Genomic DNA, 14,577 nt, shown 5'->3' with positions numbered 1-14,577 from the left:
ACCCCACACCCCCACCGGCGGCCCGCCCCCGCCCGGCATCTCGCATATCTCGCCCACCCCCCCACCGAGTCCAACCACTTCAGGTCGACCAGTGCGCTTGGCGACGCTCTTGATGCGTTCGACCAATGCTTCACCGGCGTCGATGTCTACACCGGCGTCCTTGTAGCTCAGGGAGGGTTGCTTGCTCATGATCCAGGCCTTTAGGGGGGATTCAGGGGTAACGACCGAGTCCATTAGGGCCGCCGAAACAGCGTAGGCAAAAGCCTTGCGCGCTATTCCGACACTGCCCGGCTGTTGCCGGTCTGCGAAGGCGCGCGATTTTATCAGGCTTGAGAGGCAGCGGCCATCCTCGCGCCGACGGCAGGGGCATATCGGCCGAAAAAAAACCGTTATTGCCCGTGTTGGTCGCCTCCCTCATGCCTGTATAAGGTATCGCCATTAACCGTCTATCGTTAGGGCAGTGCCAAAAACTTATCGGGGCCGGGTGAATGTTTTGCCCAGGGCGGTGGTCACAGCCTTGCTCAACACGTTCACGCGGCCAGTTCCAGCCGCTCTTGTCGTCAGGAATCTTCCATGCGTTTTTTCTCCAAATATTTAGTTGCGGGTTGTTTGTCGCTTTTCAGCCTGGCAAGTCATGCCGAAACCGTGAAAGGCCTTTATCAGGTGCGTCAGCCTGTCAGCAGTCAGAGCCCCGAGGTGCGCGATCAAGCGACCCAGGAGGCACTGGATACGCTGGTGTTGCGCCTGACCGGCGACCCCAAGGCTGCGCAGAACCCGGGGCTGGCGGCGATCCGCAAGGACCCGCAGCAAATCATCAGTCAGTACGGCTTTGACGCCGGGCCGCCGGAAGTGCTGAAGGTCGATTTCGACCCGGCCACCACCGAGCAGGCGCTGCGTCGTGCCGGGCTGTCATTGTGGGGTGCGAATCGGCCGTCGATCCTGGGTTGGTGGCTGAACGACTCCGCCGAGGGTTCAAGCCTGGTTGGCGACGGTCAGGCCACTGCTGCGCCATTGCGTCGCGCGGCCCAACACCGTGGTTTGCCGTTGCGCTTGCCGCTGGCAGACTTGAGTGAGCAACTGGTCGCTACGGCGCCAAATCTTGAAGGGACGGATGCGGCGCCATTGCGTGGTGCATCCGAACGTTACAACGCCGACGCCCTGCTCGCGGTGCATGCTCGGGAAGAGGGTGGCCAATGGCAGGCCAAGTGGCATTTGTGGCTCGGCGACCAGAAGGAGGCGGGCACGGTGCAGGGCGCGGATCAAGCCGCTGTGGCCGATGCGGTGATGCTGGCGGTCGCTCAGCGCATGGCGCCGCGCTTTGTGGTCAAGGCTGGTGCGTCGAGCGAACAGTTGCTCGAAGTGCAGGGCATGAATCTGGAGCGCTACGCGGCGCTCGGGCGCTTGCTGGATCCGTTTGGCGGGCGTCTTGTCAGCGTCGATGGCGACCGTATTGTTTATCGGGTCAATGGCAGCGCCGAGCAATTGCGCTCGCAGTTGTCGTTGGCGAAGTTGCAGGAGGTTCCGGCCGGTGAAGCGTCGGCGCCTGTCGCACCGGTTCAGCCGGCCGAAGGTTCGGCACCGGTTGTAGCGCCCGCTCCGGCACCCGTGCCGCAGCTGCGATTCCGTTGGTAAGGTTTTCTTTCTTTATATAGAAGCATAGGGAGTTGTACATGGCCGATACGCGGCGTTGGTTCTGGTTGGGTGGGGTGGTCCTGCTCTGCGCGTTTGTCTGGCTATTGCATCCGATCCTGACGCCATTTCTGGTGGCGCTGCTGTTGGCCTATCTGTTCGATCCTTTGGTGGATCGCCTGGAGAAGGCCGGCCTGTCGCGAACCTGGGGTGTGGTGGCGGTGTTTGCGCTGTTTACCCTGATCTTCACGACCTTGCTGTTGGTGCTGGTGCCGATGCTCGCCAAGCAGTTGTTCCGCTTGTACGAACTGGCGCCGCAGATGCTCGACTGGTTGCAGCACACGGCGCTGCCGTGGGCGCAGTCGAAATTTGGCCTGTCGGATAACTTCTGGAAATTCGACAAGCTCAAGGCTGCCATCAGCGAACACATGGGCCAGACCACCGACATCGTCGGCGTGGTGCTGAGCCAGGCGACGGCTTCCGGGCTGGCGTTGATCGGCTGGCTGGCCAACCTGGTGCTGATCCCGGTGGTGAGTTTCTACTTGCTGCGGGACTGGGACCTGATGATGGCCAAGATCCGCAGCCTGTTGCCCCGCGATCGCGAAGAGCGTGTGGTGTCGCTGGCCGGTGAATGCCATGAAGTGCTCGGGGCGTTTGTGCGCGGGCAATTGCTGGTAATGCTGGCGCTGGGCGTGATCTATGCCGCGGGCCTGATGCTGGTCGGGTTGGAACTGGGGCTGTTGATCGGCCTGATTGCCGGTCTGGCGGCGATCGTGCCGTACATGGGTTTCGTGATCGGGATTGGCGCGGCATTGATTGCCGGTCTGTTCCAGTTCCATGGCGATCTGTATCCCATGCTCGGTATCGTCGCGGTGTTCATGGTCGGTCAGGCGCTGGAAGGCATGGTGCTGACGCCATTGCTGGTCGGGGACCGTATCGGCCTGCACCCGGTGGCGGTGATTTTCGCCATTCTGGCCGGTGGCGAGTTGTTCGGTTTCACCGGTGTGCTGCTGGCCTTGCCGGTGGCGGCGGTGATCATGGTGCTGGTGCGCCATCTGCATGATTTGTATAAAGATTCAGATGTGTACAGTGGGGTGGATGAGCCCGAGCTGTAAAACTGTCTGATATCTCGTAACGGGCGGCCTGGTTACGTGCCAGGTTGGCCCGCTTCTTTCTATTGGCTGTCACATGCACCGCCAAAGAATCTGTCACAAAACCAGTGCGTTAACGCAAACCTTTGATTTTGCTTGTGGTCTGCCGCATTGTGCGGGCTGCCCCACGGGTATAAACTTCGCAAACTTTACACAGAGGCCACTAACGGTTCCTTTGGAACTGTTCAGTCAGCATGAAACCGATTCAGCTGCCCCTAGGTGTGCGTCTGCGTGATGACGCTACCTTTATCAATTACTACCCAGGCGCCAATGCCGCTGCACTCGGCTATGTCGAGCGGCTATGCGAAGCCGACGCCGGCTGGACCGAAAGCCTGATTTACCTCTGGGGCAAGGACGGGGTAGGGCGCACGCATTTGTTGCAGGCCGCTTGCCTGCGGTTCGAGCAGATGGGCGAACCGGCGGTGTACCTGCCGCTTGCCGAGTTGCTGGATCGCGGCATCGAAATCCTCGACAACCTCGAACAATACGAACTGGTCTGCCTCGACGACTTGCAGGCTGTCGCCGGGCGCGCGGATTGGGAAGAGGCGTTGTTCCACCTGTTCAATCGTCTGCGTGATAGCGGTCGGCGCCTGTTGATCGCCGCTTCGACCTCGCCGCGTGAACTGCCGGTGAAGCTGGCTGATCTCAAATCCCGCCTGACCCTGGCGCTGATCTTCCAGATGCGCCCACTCTCCGACGAAGATAAACTGCGCGCCCTGCAATTGCGCGCCTCCCGTCGCGGATTGCACCTGACGGACGAAGTCGGGCATTTTATTTTGACCCGTGGCACCCGTAGCATGAGCGCGCTATTCGAGCTGCTTGAACGTCTCGATCAGGCTTCCCTGCAAGCTCAGCGCAAGCTGACGATCCCGTTTCTGAAAGAGACTTTAGGCTGGTAAACCAAGGCCTTTAGCGGCTTTTGGCATATTCCAGGCGCCAGAAAATCCGCTTTCCTGCATGGCTGCAGGCTGCGTAAAGATTCAGAACGGGTTTAAGCGCTTAGATGTAAACGAGAAACCGGGAAGTCACATTAAGTTCGATTGAATTTGCAAATGAGGTTGATAGCGGGCATAGTCTCGGCTTCTTTACAACTATCAGCCACGGTCGTGCCCATGCTAAATCGCTTCGCACCCCTCGTGCCTCTCGCACTCGTCACCCTGTTGTTCGGTTGCGCTGCTCACTCTCCAGTGACTCAGCAAGAGCAACAACAGCAGGTTAAAAACTCTGTTACCGCCCAATCTTCCGTCCTGTATCAGGACACTCTTTTCCAGGAAGAAACGGCCACCGAAAAAGAACTGGCCAGCTTCGCCGACGGCAAGTCTTACCAGCTTCCGGTCCTTGCTGACAGCATCCTCGAACGCGGCATGTCCCTGATCGGTACCCGTTACCGTTTCGGCGGTACCTCTGAAGCCGGTTTCGACTGCAGCGGCTTCATCGGCTACCTGTTCCGCGAAGAGGCCGGCATGAACCTGCCGCGCTCCACTCGCGAAATGATCAACGTGGACGCCCCGTTGGTTTCGCGCAACAATCTCAAGCCGGGTGATCTGCTGTTCTTCGCCACCAATGGTCGTCGCGGTCGTGTGAGTCACGCCGGGATTTACCTCGGTGATGACCAGTTCATCCACTCCAGCAGCCGCAAAAGCGGTGGCGTGCGAGTCGATAGCCTGGGCGACAGCTACTGGAGCAAAACCTTCATCGAAGCCAAGCGCGCACTTGCGATGGCCCCGACTGTGGTCACCGCTCGCAAGTAAGCACACTTTATGTAGGGCGAACTTAAAGTCTTACTTGAAGTTTGGCGCATAAGCGCTAGAATCCTGTCTATTATTGATGGCAAACCGCCTGTGCTCTGCGCAGGCGGTTTTCTTTTCTGTCTTCCCGGCAGAAAAAAGCCGCAGCCAGATCAGGATGCTCTGCTTATGACGATGTCGGCCCGCCTCACCCTGATGCTCTTTGCAGCGCTGCTCAGCGCCTGCGCCAGCCGCACGCCACCGCCGCAGCCCGCGCCGGTGGTTCGAGCGCCGATTGTTTTCGGCCCCGCCCAAGCATTCTCCCCTGAAGCGGAAGACGTGTTGTTTCGCGCCCTCGGCTTGGTGGGCACGCCCTATCGCTGGGGCGGCAATACGCCAGATTCCGGATTCGATTGCAGTGGCTTGATCGGTTACGTCTACCGTGACGTCACCGGCATTTCCCTGCCGCGCACCACCCGCGAAATGATCAGCATGCAAGCGGCCAATGTAGGCAAGGAAGGCCTGCAAACCGGTGACCTGATTTTCTTCGCCACCAATGGCGGCTCCCAGGTCAGCCACGCCGGCATCTACGTCGGCGAAGGCCGCTTTGTTCACGCGCCTGCCACCGGCGGCACGGTGAAGCTCGACAGCCTGTCCAAAGCCTATTGGCAGAAAGCCTACCTGAGCGCCAAACGCGTCTTGCAACCAGAGCATTTGGCGCGTAATCCGTAGGTTTTACGCAGAGGTTGTGATGACCAATCGCACGCTCAATCTCGACGATTCCCTGTATCAATACCTGCTCGACGTTTCCCTCAGGGAAACGCCGCTGCTCAAGCGTCTGCGCGATGAAACCCAGACGCTGCCCATGGCCCGTTGGCAAGTGGCGCCGGAACAAGGGCAGTTCCTCGCCTTGCTGGTCAAGCTCACCGGTGCCAAACGTCTGTTGGAAATCGGCACCTTCACCGGTTACAGCGCCTTGTGCATGGCGGCAGCGTTGCCGGAGGACGGCTCGTTGATCTGTTGCGATATACCCGGCGACTACAACGCGATTGCGCGGCGTTATTGGGAGGAGGCGGGGCTCGCCGAGCGTATCGATTTGCGTCTGGCGCCGGCGTTGGAAACCCTCGCTCAGTTGGAACAACCAGGCGTGTTTGATCTGATCTTTATCGATGCCGACAAGGCTAACTACCCGAGTTATCTGGAGCACGCCCTGCGTTTGCTGCGGGTGGGTGGTCTGGCGATATTCGACAACACGTTGTGGAGCGGGCGGGTGCTGGAGAGCAATCCCGAGAGCGTCGACACGCGAGCGATTCAAAAGCTCAATCGAGCATTGAAGGATGATGGGCGGGTCGATTTGTCGCTGTTACCGATTGGCGATGGATTAACGCTTTGCCGTAAAAGGTAAGCGCTGACACTCATCAAACATGTGGGAGCGAGCCTGCTCGCGAATAGGGTGTGTCAGTCGACAGGTTTGTTGAATGACACACCGCTTTCGCGAGCAGGCTCGCTCCCACAATTGGTTATGTGTTGGCAGATTTATTTAGCCGCAGAAACCCGCCAAACCTTGTTCCCCACATCATCCGCCACCAGCAAGCCTCCCTGCTGATCGATCACCACACCCACCGGCCGACCCAGAGCGTTTTCATCTTTATCCAGGAACCCGGTCAGCACATCAACCGGCTGCCCGGTTGGCTTGCCCTCCGTGAACGGCACGAAAATCACTTTATAGCCGCTGTGCGGTTTGCGGTTCCATGAACCGTGCTGGCCGACGAAGGCGCCGTTGGTGAACGGTGCCGGCAATTTACTGCCTTCGGCAAAGGTGAAACCCAGCGAAGCGGTGTGCGGGCCGACGGCGTAATCCGGGGCGATGGCCTTGGCGACCATTTCCGGATTTTGCGGCTCGACGCGCACATCGACGTGCTGCCCGTAATAGCTGAACGGCCAGCCGTAGAACGCGCCGTCTTTGACTGAGGTGATGTAGTCCGGCACCAGGTCGCTGCCAATCTCATCCCGCTCGTTGACCGATGTCCACAACGCGCCGCTGCTCGGTTCCCAGCCCATGCCGTTAGGATTGCGCAAGCCTGAGGCGAAGATCCGGTGATTGCCGGTGGCGCGGTCCACTTCCCAGATCGCCGCGCGACCTTCTTCTTTATCCAGGCCGTTTTCACCGACGTTGCTGTTGGAGCCTACCGTCACGTACAACTTGCTGCCGTCCTTGCTGGCGATGACGTTTTTGGTCCAGTGGTGATTCAGCGTGCCGCCCGGTAGATCGACAACTTTGGTGGCTGGCGCGGTGATGGAGGTTTCGCCGTCCTTGTACGGAAAACGGATCAACTTGTCGGAGTCGGCCACGTACAGATCGTTGCCGACCAGTGCCATGCCGAAGGGTGAGCTGAGATTTTCCAGGAACACCGTGCGCGTTTCGGCCACACCGTCGTGGTCCTTGTCCCGCAGCAGCGTAATCCGGTTCGGGCTTGGAACACCGGCACCGGCGCGGCCCATGACTTTCTTCATCACCCAGCCGCGAATGCCGGTGGAGTCATCAGGCTTGGGCGGGGCATTGGTTTCCGCCACCAGCACATCACCGTTAGGCAGCACGTAAAGCCAGCGCGGGTGATCGAGGTTTTCAGCAAATGCCGCCACCTGGGTTCCCGCCGCCGGGGTCGGTTTGGCGCCAGCCGGCCAGCCGATCGCCGGGGCGATATTCACCGTCGGGATCAGGGTTTTGTTCGGTTCTGGCAGCTTGGGCGATGGGCCGGTGCCGTCCGTGACTTGCAGGCTTGAAGTCTCGCCGCAGGCAACAAGCCCTCCGGCGAGCGCGATAACGAGAACGAGCTGGGGTTTGCGCATGCTGATCTTCCCTATGAATGCACTGATCTAATCTAGAGAAGGAAACAGCCGCGATGGTTCAACCGATCAGCCACGGGCCTCTTTGAACAGCACTGCAACGCCCGGGTGATACTGGCCGGATTCGTTGCGCAACTTGCGGTAGGCGTACGGGAAATACCAGGCCACGGCGCAGGTGTGTTCCTTCTGCAAGTCGTCGACCATGTCCTGGAGTTCTTCGGGGGTGGCGCTTTGCTGGGCCTTTTGCGGAGCCACGAACAGGCAGCCGAGTTTCAGGTCGCTGGCGTAGCTGATGCGCTTGGCGTCGCCGGTGATATCGACCAAGGCTTGTGTCAGGTTCAGGCTGTTGACCTTGGGCCAGCGCTGGGTGGCCTGAAGGTAAGCGCGTTGTTCGCTGGCGGCGATCAGTAGATCGGCGCGAGCATTGCGTTCGCCTTCTTCGGTCTGTTTGCGGGTCGGCGTCTGTTGCAGCGTGACCATTTCCGCCATCCAGGCCGCGGCCGAGAGCAGGCTGAGATTGGCTTTTTCGTCGAACCAGTACGGCGCATCATTATCGCCGCGCACAGCGTTATAGCGGTCGATACAGTCAAACCAGCGTTCCAGCAGCGGGCGCAGGAATTCCAGCTTCGGATTGCTGATGATCATGCCTTGCATGTGGCTCACCCTTATTATTGTGTTGTGAGATTGTGGCTCTTTGATATCACTGCTCAGAGTGTGGCACAAGAATGACGTCGGATAATTGATCGACGGCAGAAATTCGCCCGGTGGCGTCCCGGCTTTAATTGACGCTCCACCCCCAACCCTCTAACCTTCGCGGCTTGTTTCAGGTGCTCTGTGGCCGTGGTCGACAGAGTGAAACAGGGAAGCCGGTGAGTGACGTTGTTCATTGATGAACAACCACGATCCCGGCGCTGCCCCCGCAACGGTAAATGAGTGAAAGCTGCGCCTTGAGCCACTGTGTCGACTGACATGGGAAGGCGCGCAGTCTGGCGTAACGCCGCTCATGAGCCCGGAGACCGGCCTGATCCATCCAGCGGCATCACGGTGGGCGATGCCAGGCTTTTTGCCGTCTATTCTTGTGCCTGCCCGCCGTTATCCAGCCTCAACGGAGAGCTCCCCCATGACTGATACCCCCGATCGTGACGAACGCCACCTGGCGCGCATGCTGCGAAAAAAAGCCGTGATTGACGAGCGCATCGCCAATTCGCCGAACGAATGCGGCCTGCTGCTGGTGCTGACCGGCAATGGCAAAGGCAAAAGCAGCTCGGCTTTCGGCATGCTCGCCCGGTCCATGGGCCATGGCATGCAATGCGGTGTGGTGCAGTTCATCAAGGGCCGCAACAGCACTGGCGAGGAATTGTTCTTCCGCCGCTTCCCGGAGCAGGTGCGTTTTCATGTGATGGGCGAGGGCTTCACCTGGGAAACCCAGGACCGTCAGCGTGACATCGCCGCCGCGGAAGCAGCGTGGGCCGTTTCTCGCGAACTGCTGCGCGATCCGTCGATCGGCTTGGTGGTGCTGGATGAGCTGAACATCGCCCTCAAGCACGGTTACCTCGATCTCGATCAAGTACTCAGCGACTTGCAAGCGCGTCCGCCGATGCAACACGTGGTCGTCACCGGTCGCGGCGCCAAGCCGGAAATGATTGAGCTGGCTGACACCGTCACCGAAATGAACGTGATCAAGCACGCTTTCCAGGCTGGGATCAAAGCGCAAAAAGGCGTCGAGCTGTGAATACTATTTTATGAAAAGCATACGTCATTGCCCGGCGGTACTGATTGCCGCGCCGGCCTCCGGTCAGGGCAAGACCACCGTCACCGCCGCGTTGGCCCGGTTGCATCGCAATCAGGGGCGCAAGGTGCGCGTGTTCAAATGCGGACCGGACTTCCTCGACCCGATGATTCTCGAGCGTGCCAGCGGTGCGGCGGTTTATCAACTGGACATGTGGATGGTTGGCGAGCAGGAAAGTCGTCGGTTGTTGTGGGAAGCCGCGGGTGAAGCGGATCTGATTCTGATCGAAGGCGTCATGGGCCTGTTCGACGGCACGCCGTCCAGCGCTGACCTGGCGCGGCACTTCGGCGTACCGGTACTCGGTGTGATCGATGGCACCGCCATGGCCCAGACCTTTGGCGCGTTGGCATTGGGGCTGGCGAAGTATCAGCCGGACTTGCCGTTTGCCGGCGTCCTGGCCAACCGCGTCGGCACTTTGCGTCACGCGCAATTGCTCGAAGGCAGCCTGACCGAAGGTTTGCGTTGGTACGGCGCGTTGTCCCGGGAAACCGGAATCGAATTGCCGAGCCGGCATCTCGGTCTGGTCCAGGCCAGCGAGTTGAACGACCTTGATGTTCGCCTCGACGCCGCAGCCGATGCGTTGGCCAGCAGCTGCGAGGTATCGCTGCCACCGGCCGTGGAGTTCGCCGCCCCGGATCTGCTTGAAGCCGAGCCGTTGCTGGCGGGCGTGCGTATTGCCGTGGCGCGCGACGAAGCGTTCGCCTTCACCTACGGCGCTAGCCTCGATTTGCTGCGAGCGATGGGCGCCGAGTTGTCATTCTTCTCGCCGATTCGCGATACCGAGTTGCCCGAAGCTGACAGCCTGTATCTGCCCGGCGGTTACCCCGAGCTGCACCATGTGGCGCTGTCGCAAAACACCTCGATGCTGACCGCGATTCGCGCGCATCACGCCGCGGGTAAACCGTTGCTGGCCGAATGTGGCGGCATGTTGTACCTGCTCGATTCGTTGACGGATGTCGAAGGCACTCGTGCTGAATTGGTCGGTTTACTGGCCGGGGATGCGGTGATGCAAAAGCGTCTGGCGGCATTGGCGTTGCAAGCGGTCGAGTTGCCGGAAGGCCTGTTGCGCGGGCACACCTATCACCATTCGTTGACCAGCACTGAGCTGGAGCCGATTGCCCGTGGCCTGAGCCCTAACGGCGGACGCGGGGCGGAGGCGGTTTATCGTGAGGGGCGGATGACGGCTTCTTATGTGCACTTTTATTTTCCGTCGAATCCGTCGGCGATTGCCGCGCTGTTTGCGCCTGAGCTTGAGACCGCCTTCGCGAGCAGGCTCGCTCCCACATTAGAGGGTGGGATGCCTGAAGAAACGCAGTCCACTGTGGGAGCGAGCCTGCTCGCGAAGAGGCCATGACCGACAACACCTTCTCTGAGGACGAACGCGCGGCCGTTTACCGAGCCATCGCCGAACGCCGCGACATGCGCCATTTCAGCGGCGGCACCGTCGAGCCCGAATTGCTGCGCCGTCTGCTCGAAGCCGCACACCAGGCCCCCAGCGTCGGCCTGATGCAGCCCTGGCGCTTCATCCGCATCAGCGATAAAGCCCTGCGCGGCCAGATCCAGCAACTGGTTGAAGAAGAACGCATCCGCACCGCCGAAGCCCTCGGCGAACGCACCGATGAGTTCATGAAGCTCAAGGTCGAAGGCATCAATGACTGCGCCGAAGTGCTGGTCGCCGCGCTGATGGATGATCGCGAACGCCACATCTTCGGTCGTCGCACCTTGCCGGAAATGGACATGGCGTCGCTGTCCTGCGCAATCCAGAACCTGTGGCTGGCGTCTCGCGCTGAAGGCTTGGGGATGGGCTGGGTCTCGCTGTTCGAACCGCGAGCCCTGGCGGACCTGCTGGGTTTGCCCGCCGGTGCCAAGCCGTTGGCGATCCTTTGCCTCGGCCCGGTCAAGGAATTCTATCCGGCGCCGATGCTGGTACTCGAAGGTTGGGCGCAGGCGCGTCCACTCAGTGAAATGTTGTATGAAAATTTTTGGGGAGTGAGTCAATGAGTGTGGCGTTGTTGAGTGTCGCCGCGGTTGCGCTGGATGCGCTGCTGGGTGAACCCAAACGCTGGCATCCGCTGGTGGCGTTCGGTGGTTTTGCCGATCGCATCGAGCAACGATTCAACTCCGGTGGCCGTGGCTGGCGCAGTCATGGCGTCACCGCGTGGGTGATCGCGGTGATTCCGCTGACCTTGCTGGCCACTGCATTGTCTTGGGCGCCTTATGTCGGCTGGCTGGTCGAGATTCTGGCGCTGTATTGCGCCCTCGGCATGCGCAGCCTTGGCGAGCACGTCGAGCCGGTGGCGAAGGCCCTGCGCAGCGATGATCTGGATGAAGCGCGCAAACGCGTGGGTTATCTGGTCAGCCGCCAGACCAGCGAACTGGATAAAACCGAAGTCGCCCGCGCCGCCACCGAATCGGTGCTGGAAAACGGTAGCGACGCGGTATTCGCTGCACTGTTCTGGTTTGCCGTGGCCGGTGCGCCGGGCGTGGTCCTCTATCGACTGAGCAACACCCTCGACGCCATGTGGGGTTATCGCAACGAACGCTTTGAACGGTTCGGCTGGGCGGCGGCGAAAATCGACGACGTCCTCAACTACATTCCTGCACGCTTGGTGGCATTGACCTACGCGCTGCTGGGTAAAACCCGACTCGCGTTGAAATGCTGGCGCACTCAAGGCCCGACCTGGGACAGCCCGAACGCCGGGCCGGTGATGGCGGCCGGTGCCGGCGCGCTAGGCGTCGAGTTGGGCGGGGCGGCGATTTATCACGGTGAATTGCATCAGCGTCCTCAGCTCGGCGAAGGCCCGGCGGCGGATGCCGACTCCATCGACCGTGGCTGGCAATTGGTCCAGCGCGGCGTATGGTTATGGCTGCTGATTCTCTGCGTGGGAGCTGAATTCTATGCTTGAGCACGGTGGCCGGCTGCGTAAGGCGGCGCTCAGTTACGGCATCGCCGAAGCCGATTGGCTCGACCTGTCCAGCGGACTCGCACCCTGGCCGTTTCCGATCCCGGAGATTCCGCTGCGCGCCTGGGCACGTTTGCCGGAAACCGATGACGGTCTGGAGCAGGCTGCTTGCGATTATTACGGCGCAGCCCAAGTGCTGCCGGTGGCCGGTTCGCAGATGGCGATCCAGTTGCTGCCGCGTTTGCGTCGGTCCGGCAAGGTCGGCGTGCTCTCGCCGTGTTATGCCGAACATGCCGAAGCGTGGCGGCGTAACGGCTACATCGTGCGCGAAGTGCTGGAGCAAGAAGTCGACTTCTTTCTCGACAGCCTCGACGTGCTGGTGGTGGTCAACCCGAACAATCCCACGGGCCTGAGCCTGAGTCCGAGTCGCCTGCTCGATTGGCACTCGCGACTGGCCCAACGCGGTGGCTGGCTGGTGGTCGATGAAGCGTTCATGGACAACACACCGCAGCTGAGCGTGGCACCGTTTGCCAATCAGGTCGGGTTGATCGTGTTGCGCTCGTTCGGCAAATTTTTCGGTCTTGCCGGCGTGCGTTTGGGCTTCGTTCTGGCCGAGCGCAAGTTGCTCAAATTGCTCGCCGAGCAAGTCGGGCCTTGGGCGGTCAGCGGTCCGACCCGGGTACTCGGCCAAGCCTGTTTGCAGGACACCGCAGGCCACTCTCGGCAACGGTTGCGCAGTGAGGAGGCCAGCGAGCGTTTGGCCGCACTGCTGGAACGTTACGATCTCAAGCCCCAGGGCGGTTGCGCTTTGTTTCAATGGCTGATCACCGAGCGCGCCGAAGAACTGCATGAGTTCATGGCCCGGCGCGGCATCCTGCTGCGGTTGTTCACCCACAACAGCAGCCTGCGTTTCGGATTGCCCGCCGATGCCGCCGAAGAGGCCCGTCTCGAACAAGCCCTGCAAGCCTTCGCCAAGGAAATCCAATGACTACGTTGATGGTGCAGGGCACCACGTCCGACGCCGGTAAAAGCACTTTGGTGACGGCGTTGTGTCGTTGGGTCGCGCGCCATGGCGTCAGCGTGGTGCCGTTCAAGCCGCAGAACATGGCGTTGAACAGCGCGGTGACCGCCGACGGTGGCGAGATCGGTCGCGCCCAAGCGGTGCAGGCCCAGGCTGCGAATCTGGAGCCGCACACCGACATGAACCCGGTGCTGCTCAAGCCCAATAGCGACACCGGCGCCCAAGTGATCATTCATGGTCGCGCCGTCACCACCATGAACGCGGTCGCCTATCACGACTACAAAGCCATCGCCATGCAAGCAGTGCTCGCCTCCCACGAACGGCTGAGCGCGGCGTATCCGGTGGTGATGGTCGAAGGCGCGGGCTCGCCGGCGGAGATCAATCTGCGTGCTGGCGACATCGCCAACATGGGGTTTGCCGAAGCGGTGGATTGCCCGGTGGTGCTGATCGCCGACATCAATCGCGGCGGGGTTTTTGCGCATCTGGTCGGCACGCTGGAGCTGCTGTCGCCCAGCGAACAGGCGCGGGTCAAAGGCTTCATCATCAACCGTTTTCGCGGTGACATCGCCTTGCTGCAACCGGGCCTCGACTGGCTGGAAGAACGCACTGGCAAACCGGTGATCGGCGTCCTGCCGTATGTGATGGACCTGCACCTGGAAGCCGAGGACGGCATTGATCAGCGCCAGACCGACAAGGCTGATCAAGTGCTCAAAGTCGTGGTGCCGGTGCTGCCGCGCATCAGCAACCACACCGATTTCGATCCGCTGCGCCTGCACCCGCAAGTCGACCTGCAATTCATCGGTCCAGGCCAGGCGATTCCGGCGGCTGACCTGATCATCCTTCCCGGCTCGAAAAGCGTGCGCCATGACCTCGCGTACCTGCGGGCCGACAGTTGGGACACGGCGATCTCTCGGCACCTGCGCTACGGCGGCAAAGTGTTGGGGATCTGCGGTGGGCTGCAAATGCTGGGTGAACAGGTTCACGACCCGCTGGGCCTTGAAGGCGCGCCGGGTTCCAGCGCTGGCTTGGGTTTGCTGGCGTTCGAAACGTTGCTCGAAGAAGAGAAGCAATTGCGCAATGTGCATGGGCGACTGGCGTTGGAAAATGCCGAGGTCAGTGGCTATGAAATCCATGCTGGCGTAACCACTGGGCCGGCGCTGGAGAACGCGGCGGTGCAGTTGGACGATGGTCGCTGCGATGGCGCGCAAAGCCTCGATGGGCAGATTTTCGGCACTTATCTGCATGGGTTGTTTGAGTCGCCGGCGGCGAGCAGTGCGTTGTTGCGCTGGGCGGGTTTGCAGAACGTGCAGACGGTGGATTACCACGCCTTGCGCGAGAGGGATATCGAGCGGTTGGCGGATCTGGTGGAGAAGCATTTGGATACCGCGCTGCTGCGTGAGCTTTGTGGGTTTTGAGGTGGGTTTGAGGACGCCTTCGCGGGCAAGCCTCGCTCCTACAGGGTTAGCGTCGTGCCATCCATTTGCGAACACCGCGTTACCTGTAGGAGCGA

General features: G+C 60.8%; 14 protein-coding genes, 1 pseudogene and 1 riboswitch. Of the genes and pseudogenes, 12 read left to right on the top strand and 3 right to left on the bottom strand.

The features are described 5' to 3' along the window. A pseudogene (locus ACIOYV_RS18910) lies at positions 1–189 on the bottom strand (phosphoribosylformylglycinamidine cyclo-ligase); the annotation flags it as partial. Positions 190–573: 384 nt separating this feature from the next. Here ACIOYV_RS18910 and ACIOYV_RS18905 point away from each other — a divergent pair. The 6 genes from ACIOYV_RS18905 to ACIOYV_RS18880 all read left to right on the top strand — a co-directional run bounded on the left by ACIOYV_RS18905 (position 574) and on the right by ACIOYV_RS18880 (position 5,912). After that, a complete protein-coding gene (locus ACIOYV_RS18905; protein ID WP_401325935.1) occupies positions 574–1,632 on the top strand; it encodes a DUF2066 domain-containing protein in 1,059 nt (352 codons plus the stop codon). A 38-nt stretch (positions 1,633–1,670) separates the two neighbouring features. Beyond that, positions 1,671–2,744 (top strand): AI-2E family transporter, encoded by a 1,074-nt coding sequence (locus tag ACIOYV_RS18900; RefSeq protein ID WP_163909116.1) that lies wholly within the window; start codon positions 1,671–1,673, stop codon positions 2,742–2,744. A 230-nt stretch (positions 2,745–2,974) separates the two neighbouring features. Next, on the top strand, positions 2,975–3,679 hold the full coding sequence (hda, locus tag ACIOYV_RS18895) for a DnaA regulatory inactivator Hda (protein ID WP_054049492.1): 705 nt from the start codon (positions 2,975–2,977) through the stop codon (positions 3,677–3,679). Between the two features lie 213 nt (positions 3,680–3,892). Further along, the gene (locus ACIOYV_RS18890) at positions 3,893–4,531 is read left to right on the top strand and encodes a C40 family peptidase (RefSeq protein ID WP_054049494.1); all 639 of its coding nucleotides are present in this window, start codon (positions 3,893–3,895) and stop codon (positions 4,529–4,531) included. A 165-nt stretch (positions 4,532–4,696) separates the two neighbouring features. Then, positions 4,697–5,239, top strand: coding sequence for a C40 family peptidase (locus tag ACIOYV_RS18885; protein WP_401325930.1), 543 nt, complete (start codon positions 4,697–4,699; stop codon positions 5,237–5,239). A gap of 19 nt (positions 5,240–5,258) precedes the next feature. Then, entirely contained in the window at positions 5,259–5,912 is a 654-nt protein-coding gene (locus ACIOYV_RS18880; RefSeq protein WP_401325927.1) for an O-methyltransferase, read from the top strand. A 131-nt stretch (positions 5,913–6,043) separates the two neighbouring features. On the opposite strand, the gene ACIOYV_RS18875 is transcribed toward ACIOYV_RS18880, so the two are convergent. Beyond that, complete coding sequence (locus ACIOYV_RS18875) at positions 6,044–7,357, bottom strand: PQQ-dependent sugar dehydrogenase (RefSeq protein ID WP_401325925.1); 1,314 nt, start codon at positions 7,355–7,357, stop codon at positions 6,044–6,046. Between the two features lie 66 nt (positions 7,358–7,423). After that, a complete protein-coding gene (locus ACIOYV_RS18870; protein WP_401325922.1) occupies positions 7,424–8,008 on the bottom strand; it encodes a hypothetical protein in 585 nt (194 codons plus the stop codon). A 154-nt stretch (positions 8,009–8,162) separates the two neighbouring features. Next, positions 8,163–8,394: riboswitch (cobalamin riboswitch) on the top strand. Between the two features lie 80 nt (positions 8,395–8,474). Between ACIOYV_RS18870 and cobO the strand changes: the two genes are divergently transcribed. From cobO to ACIOYV_RS18840, 6 genes are read left to right on the top strand one after another with little or no spacing between them, the layout of a single operon-like run. Beyond that, entirely contained in the window at positions 8,475–9,086 is a 612-nt protein-coding gene (cobO, locus tag ACIOYV_RS18865) for a cob(I)yrinic acid a,c-diamide adenosyltransferase (protein ID WP_054049504.1), read from the top strand. A gap of 10 nt (positions 9,087–9,096) precedes the next feature. Next, on the top strand, positions 9,097–10,497 hold the full coding sequence (locus ACIOYV_RS18860) for a cobyrinate a,c-diamide synthase (protein WP_401325919.1): 1,401 nt from the start codon (positions 9,097–9,099) through the stop codon (positions 10,495–10,497). Further along, the gene (gene bluB / locus ACIOYV_RS18855) at positions 10,494–11,144 is read left to right on the top strand and encodes a 5,6-dimethylbenzimidazole synthase (protein WP_401325916.1); all 651 of its coding nucleotides are present in this window, start codon (positions 10,494–10,496) and stop codon (positions 11,142–11,144) included. The genes ACIOYV_RS18860 and bluB overlap by 4 nt, the downstream gene beginning before the upstream one ends. Further along, the gene (cbiB, locus tag ACIOYV_RS18850) at positions 11,141–12,049 is read left to right on the top strand and encodes an adenosylcobinamide-phosphate synthase CbiB (protein WP_054615713.1); all 909 of its coding nucleotides are present in this window, start codon (positions 11,141–11,143) and stop codon (positions 12,047–12,049) included. Before bluB ends, cbiB begins: the two co-directional genes overlap by 4 nt. Beyond that, a complete protein-coding gene (gene cobD, locus ACIOYV_RS18845; protein WP_401325912.1) occupies positions 12,042–13,034 on the top strand; it encodes a threonine-phosphate decarboxylase CobD in 993 nt (330 codons plus the stop codon). The genes cbiB and cobD overlap by 8 nt, the downstream gene beginning before the upstream one ends. Further along, positions 13,031–14,482 carry a cobyric acid synthase gene (locus ACIOYV_RS18840; RefSeq protein ID WP_401325909.1) on the top strand — a complete coding sequence of 484 codons (1,452 nt, stop codon included), beginning with the start codon at positions 13,031–13,033 and terminating at the stop codon, positions 14,480–14,482. Before cobD ends, ACIOYV_RS18840 begins: the two co-directional genes overlap by 4 nt. Positions 14,483–14,577: the final 95 nt, after the last annotated feature.

It is taken from the genome of Pseudomonas sp. NPDC087342 (genome assembly GCF_044744265.1).
Lineage (GTDB): Bacteria > Pseudomonadota > Gammaproteobacteria > Pseudomonadales > Pseudomonadaceae > Aquipseudomonas > Aquipseudomonas nunensis.
Note: the sequence above shows the minus strand (reverse complement) of the source record. Positions and strands in the feature narration are given on the sequence as shown.

Excerpts from the sequence above, each read along its gene's own strand:
- ACIOYV_RS18905 (WP_401325935.1), top strand. The coding sequence starts at position 574 with ATGCGTTTTTTCTCCAAATATTTAGTTGCGGGTTGTTTGTCGCTTTTC.
- ACIOYV_RS18900 (WP_163909116.1), top strand. The coding sequence starts at position 1,671 with ATGGCCGATACGCGGCGTTGGTTCTGGTTGGGTGGGGTGGTCCTGCTC.
- hda (WP_054049492.1), top strand. The coding sequence starts at position 2,975 with ATGAAACCGATTCAGCTGCCCCTAGGTGTGCGTCTGCGTGATGACGCT.
- ACIOYV_RS18890 (WP_054049494.1), top strand. The coding sequence starts at position 3,893 with ATGCTAAATCGCTTCGCACCCCTCGTGCCTCTCGCACTCGTCACCCTG.
- ACIOYV_RS18885 (WP_401325930.1), top strand. The coding sequence starts at position 4,697 with ATGACGATGTCGGCCCGCCTCACCCTGATGCTCTTTGCAGCGCTGCTC.
- ACIOYV_RS18880 (WP_401325927.1), top strand. The coding sequence starts at position 5,259 with ATGACCAATCGCACGCTCAATCTCGACGATTCCCTGTATCAATACCTG.
- ACIOYV_RS18875 (WP_401325925.1), bottom strand. The coding sequence starts at position 7,357 with ATGCGCAAACCCCAGCTCGTTCTCGTTATCGCGCTCGCCGGAGGGCTT.
- ACIOYV_RS18870 (WP_401325922.1), bottom strand. The coding sequence starts at position 8,008 with ATGCAAGGCATGATCATCAGCAATCCGAAGCTGGAATTCCTGCGCCCG.
- cobO (WP_054049504.1), top strand. The coding sequence starts at position 8,475 with ATGACTGATACCCCCGATCGTGACGAACGCCACCTGGCGCGCATGCTG.
- ACIOYV_RS18860 (WP_401325919.1), top strand. The coding sequence starts at position 9,097 with ATGAAAAGCATACGTCATTGCCCGGCGGTACTGATTGCCGCGCCGGCC.
- bluB (WP_401325916.1), top strand. The coding sequence starts at position 10,494 with ATGACCGACAACACCTTCTCTGAGGACGAACGCGCGGCCGTTTACCGA.
- cbiB (WP_054615713.1), top strand. The coding sequence starts at position 11,141 with ATGAGTGTGGCGTTGTTGAGTGTCGCCGCGGTTGCGCTGGATGCGCTG.
- cobD (WP_401325912.1), top strand. The coding sequence starts at position 12,042 with ATGCTTGAGCACGGTGGCCGGCTGCGTAAGGCGGCGCTCAGTTACGGC.
- ACIOYV_RS18840 (WP_401325909.1), top strand. The coding sequence starts at position 13,031 with ATGACTACGTTGATGGTGCAGGGCACCACGTCCGACGCCGGTAAAAGC.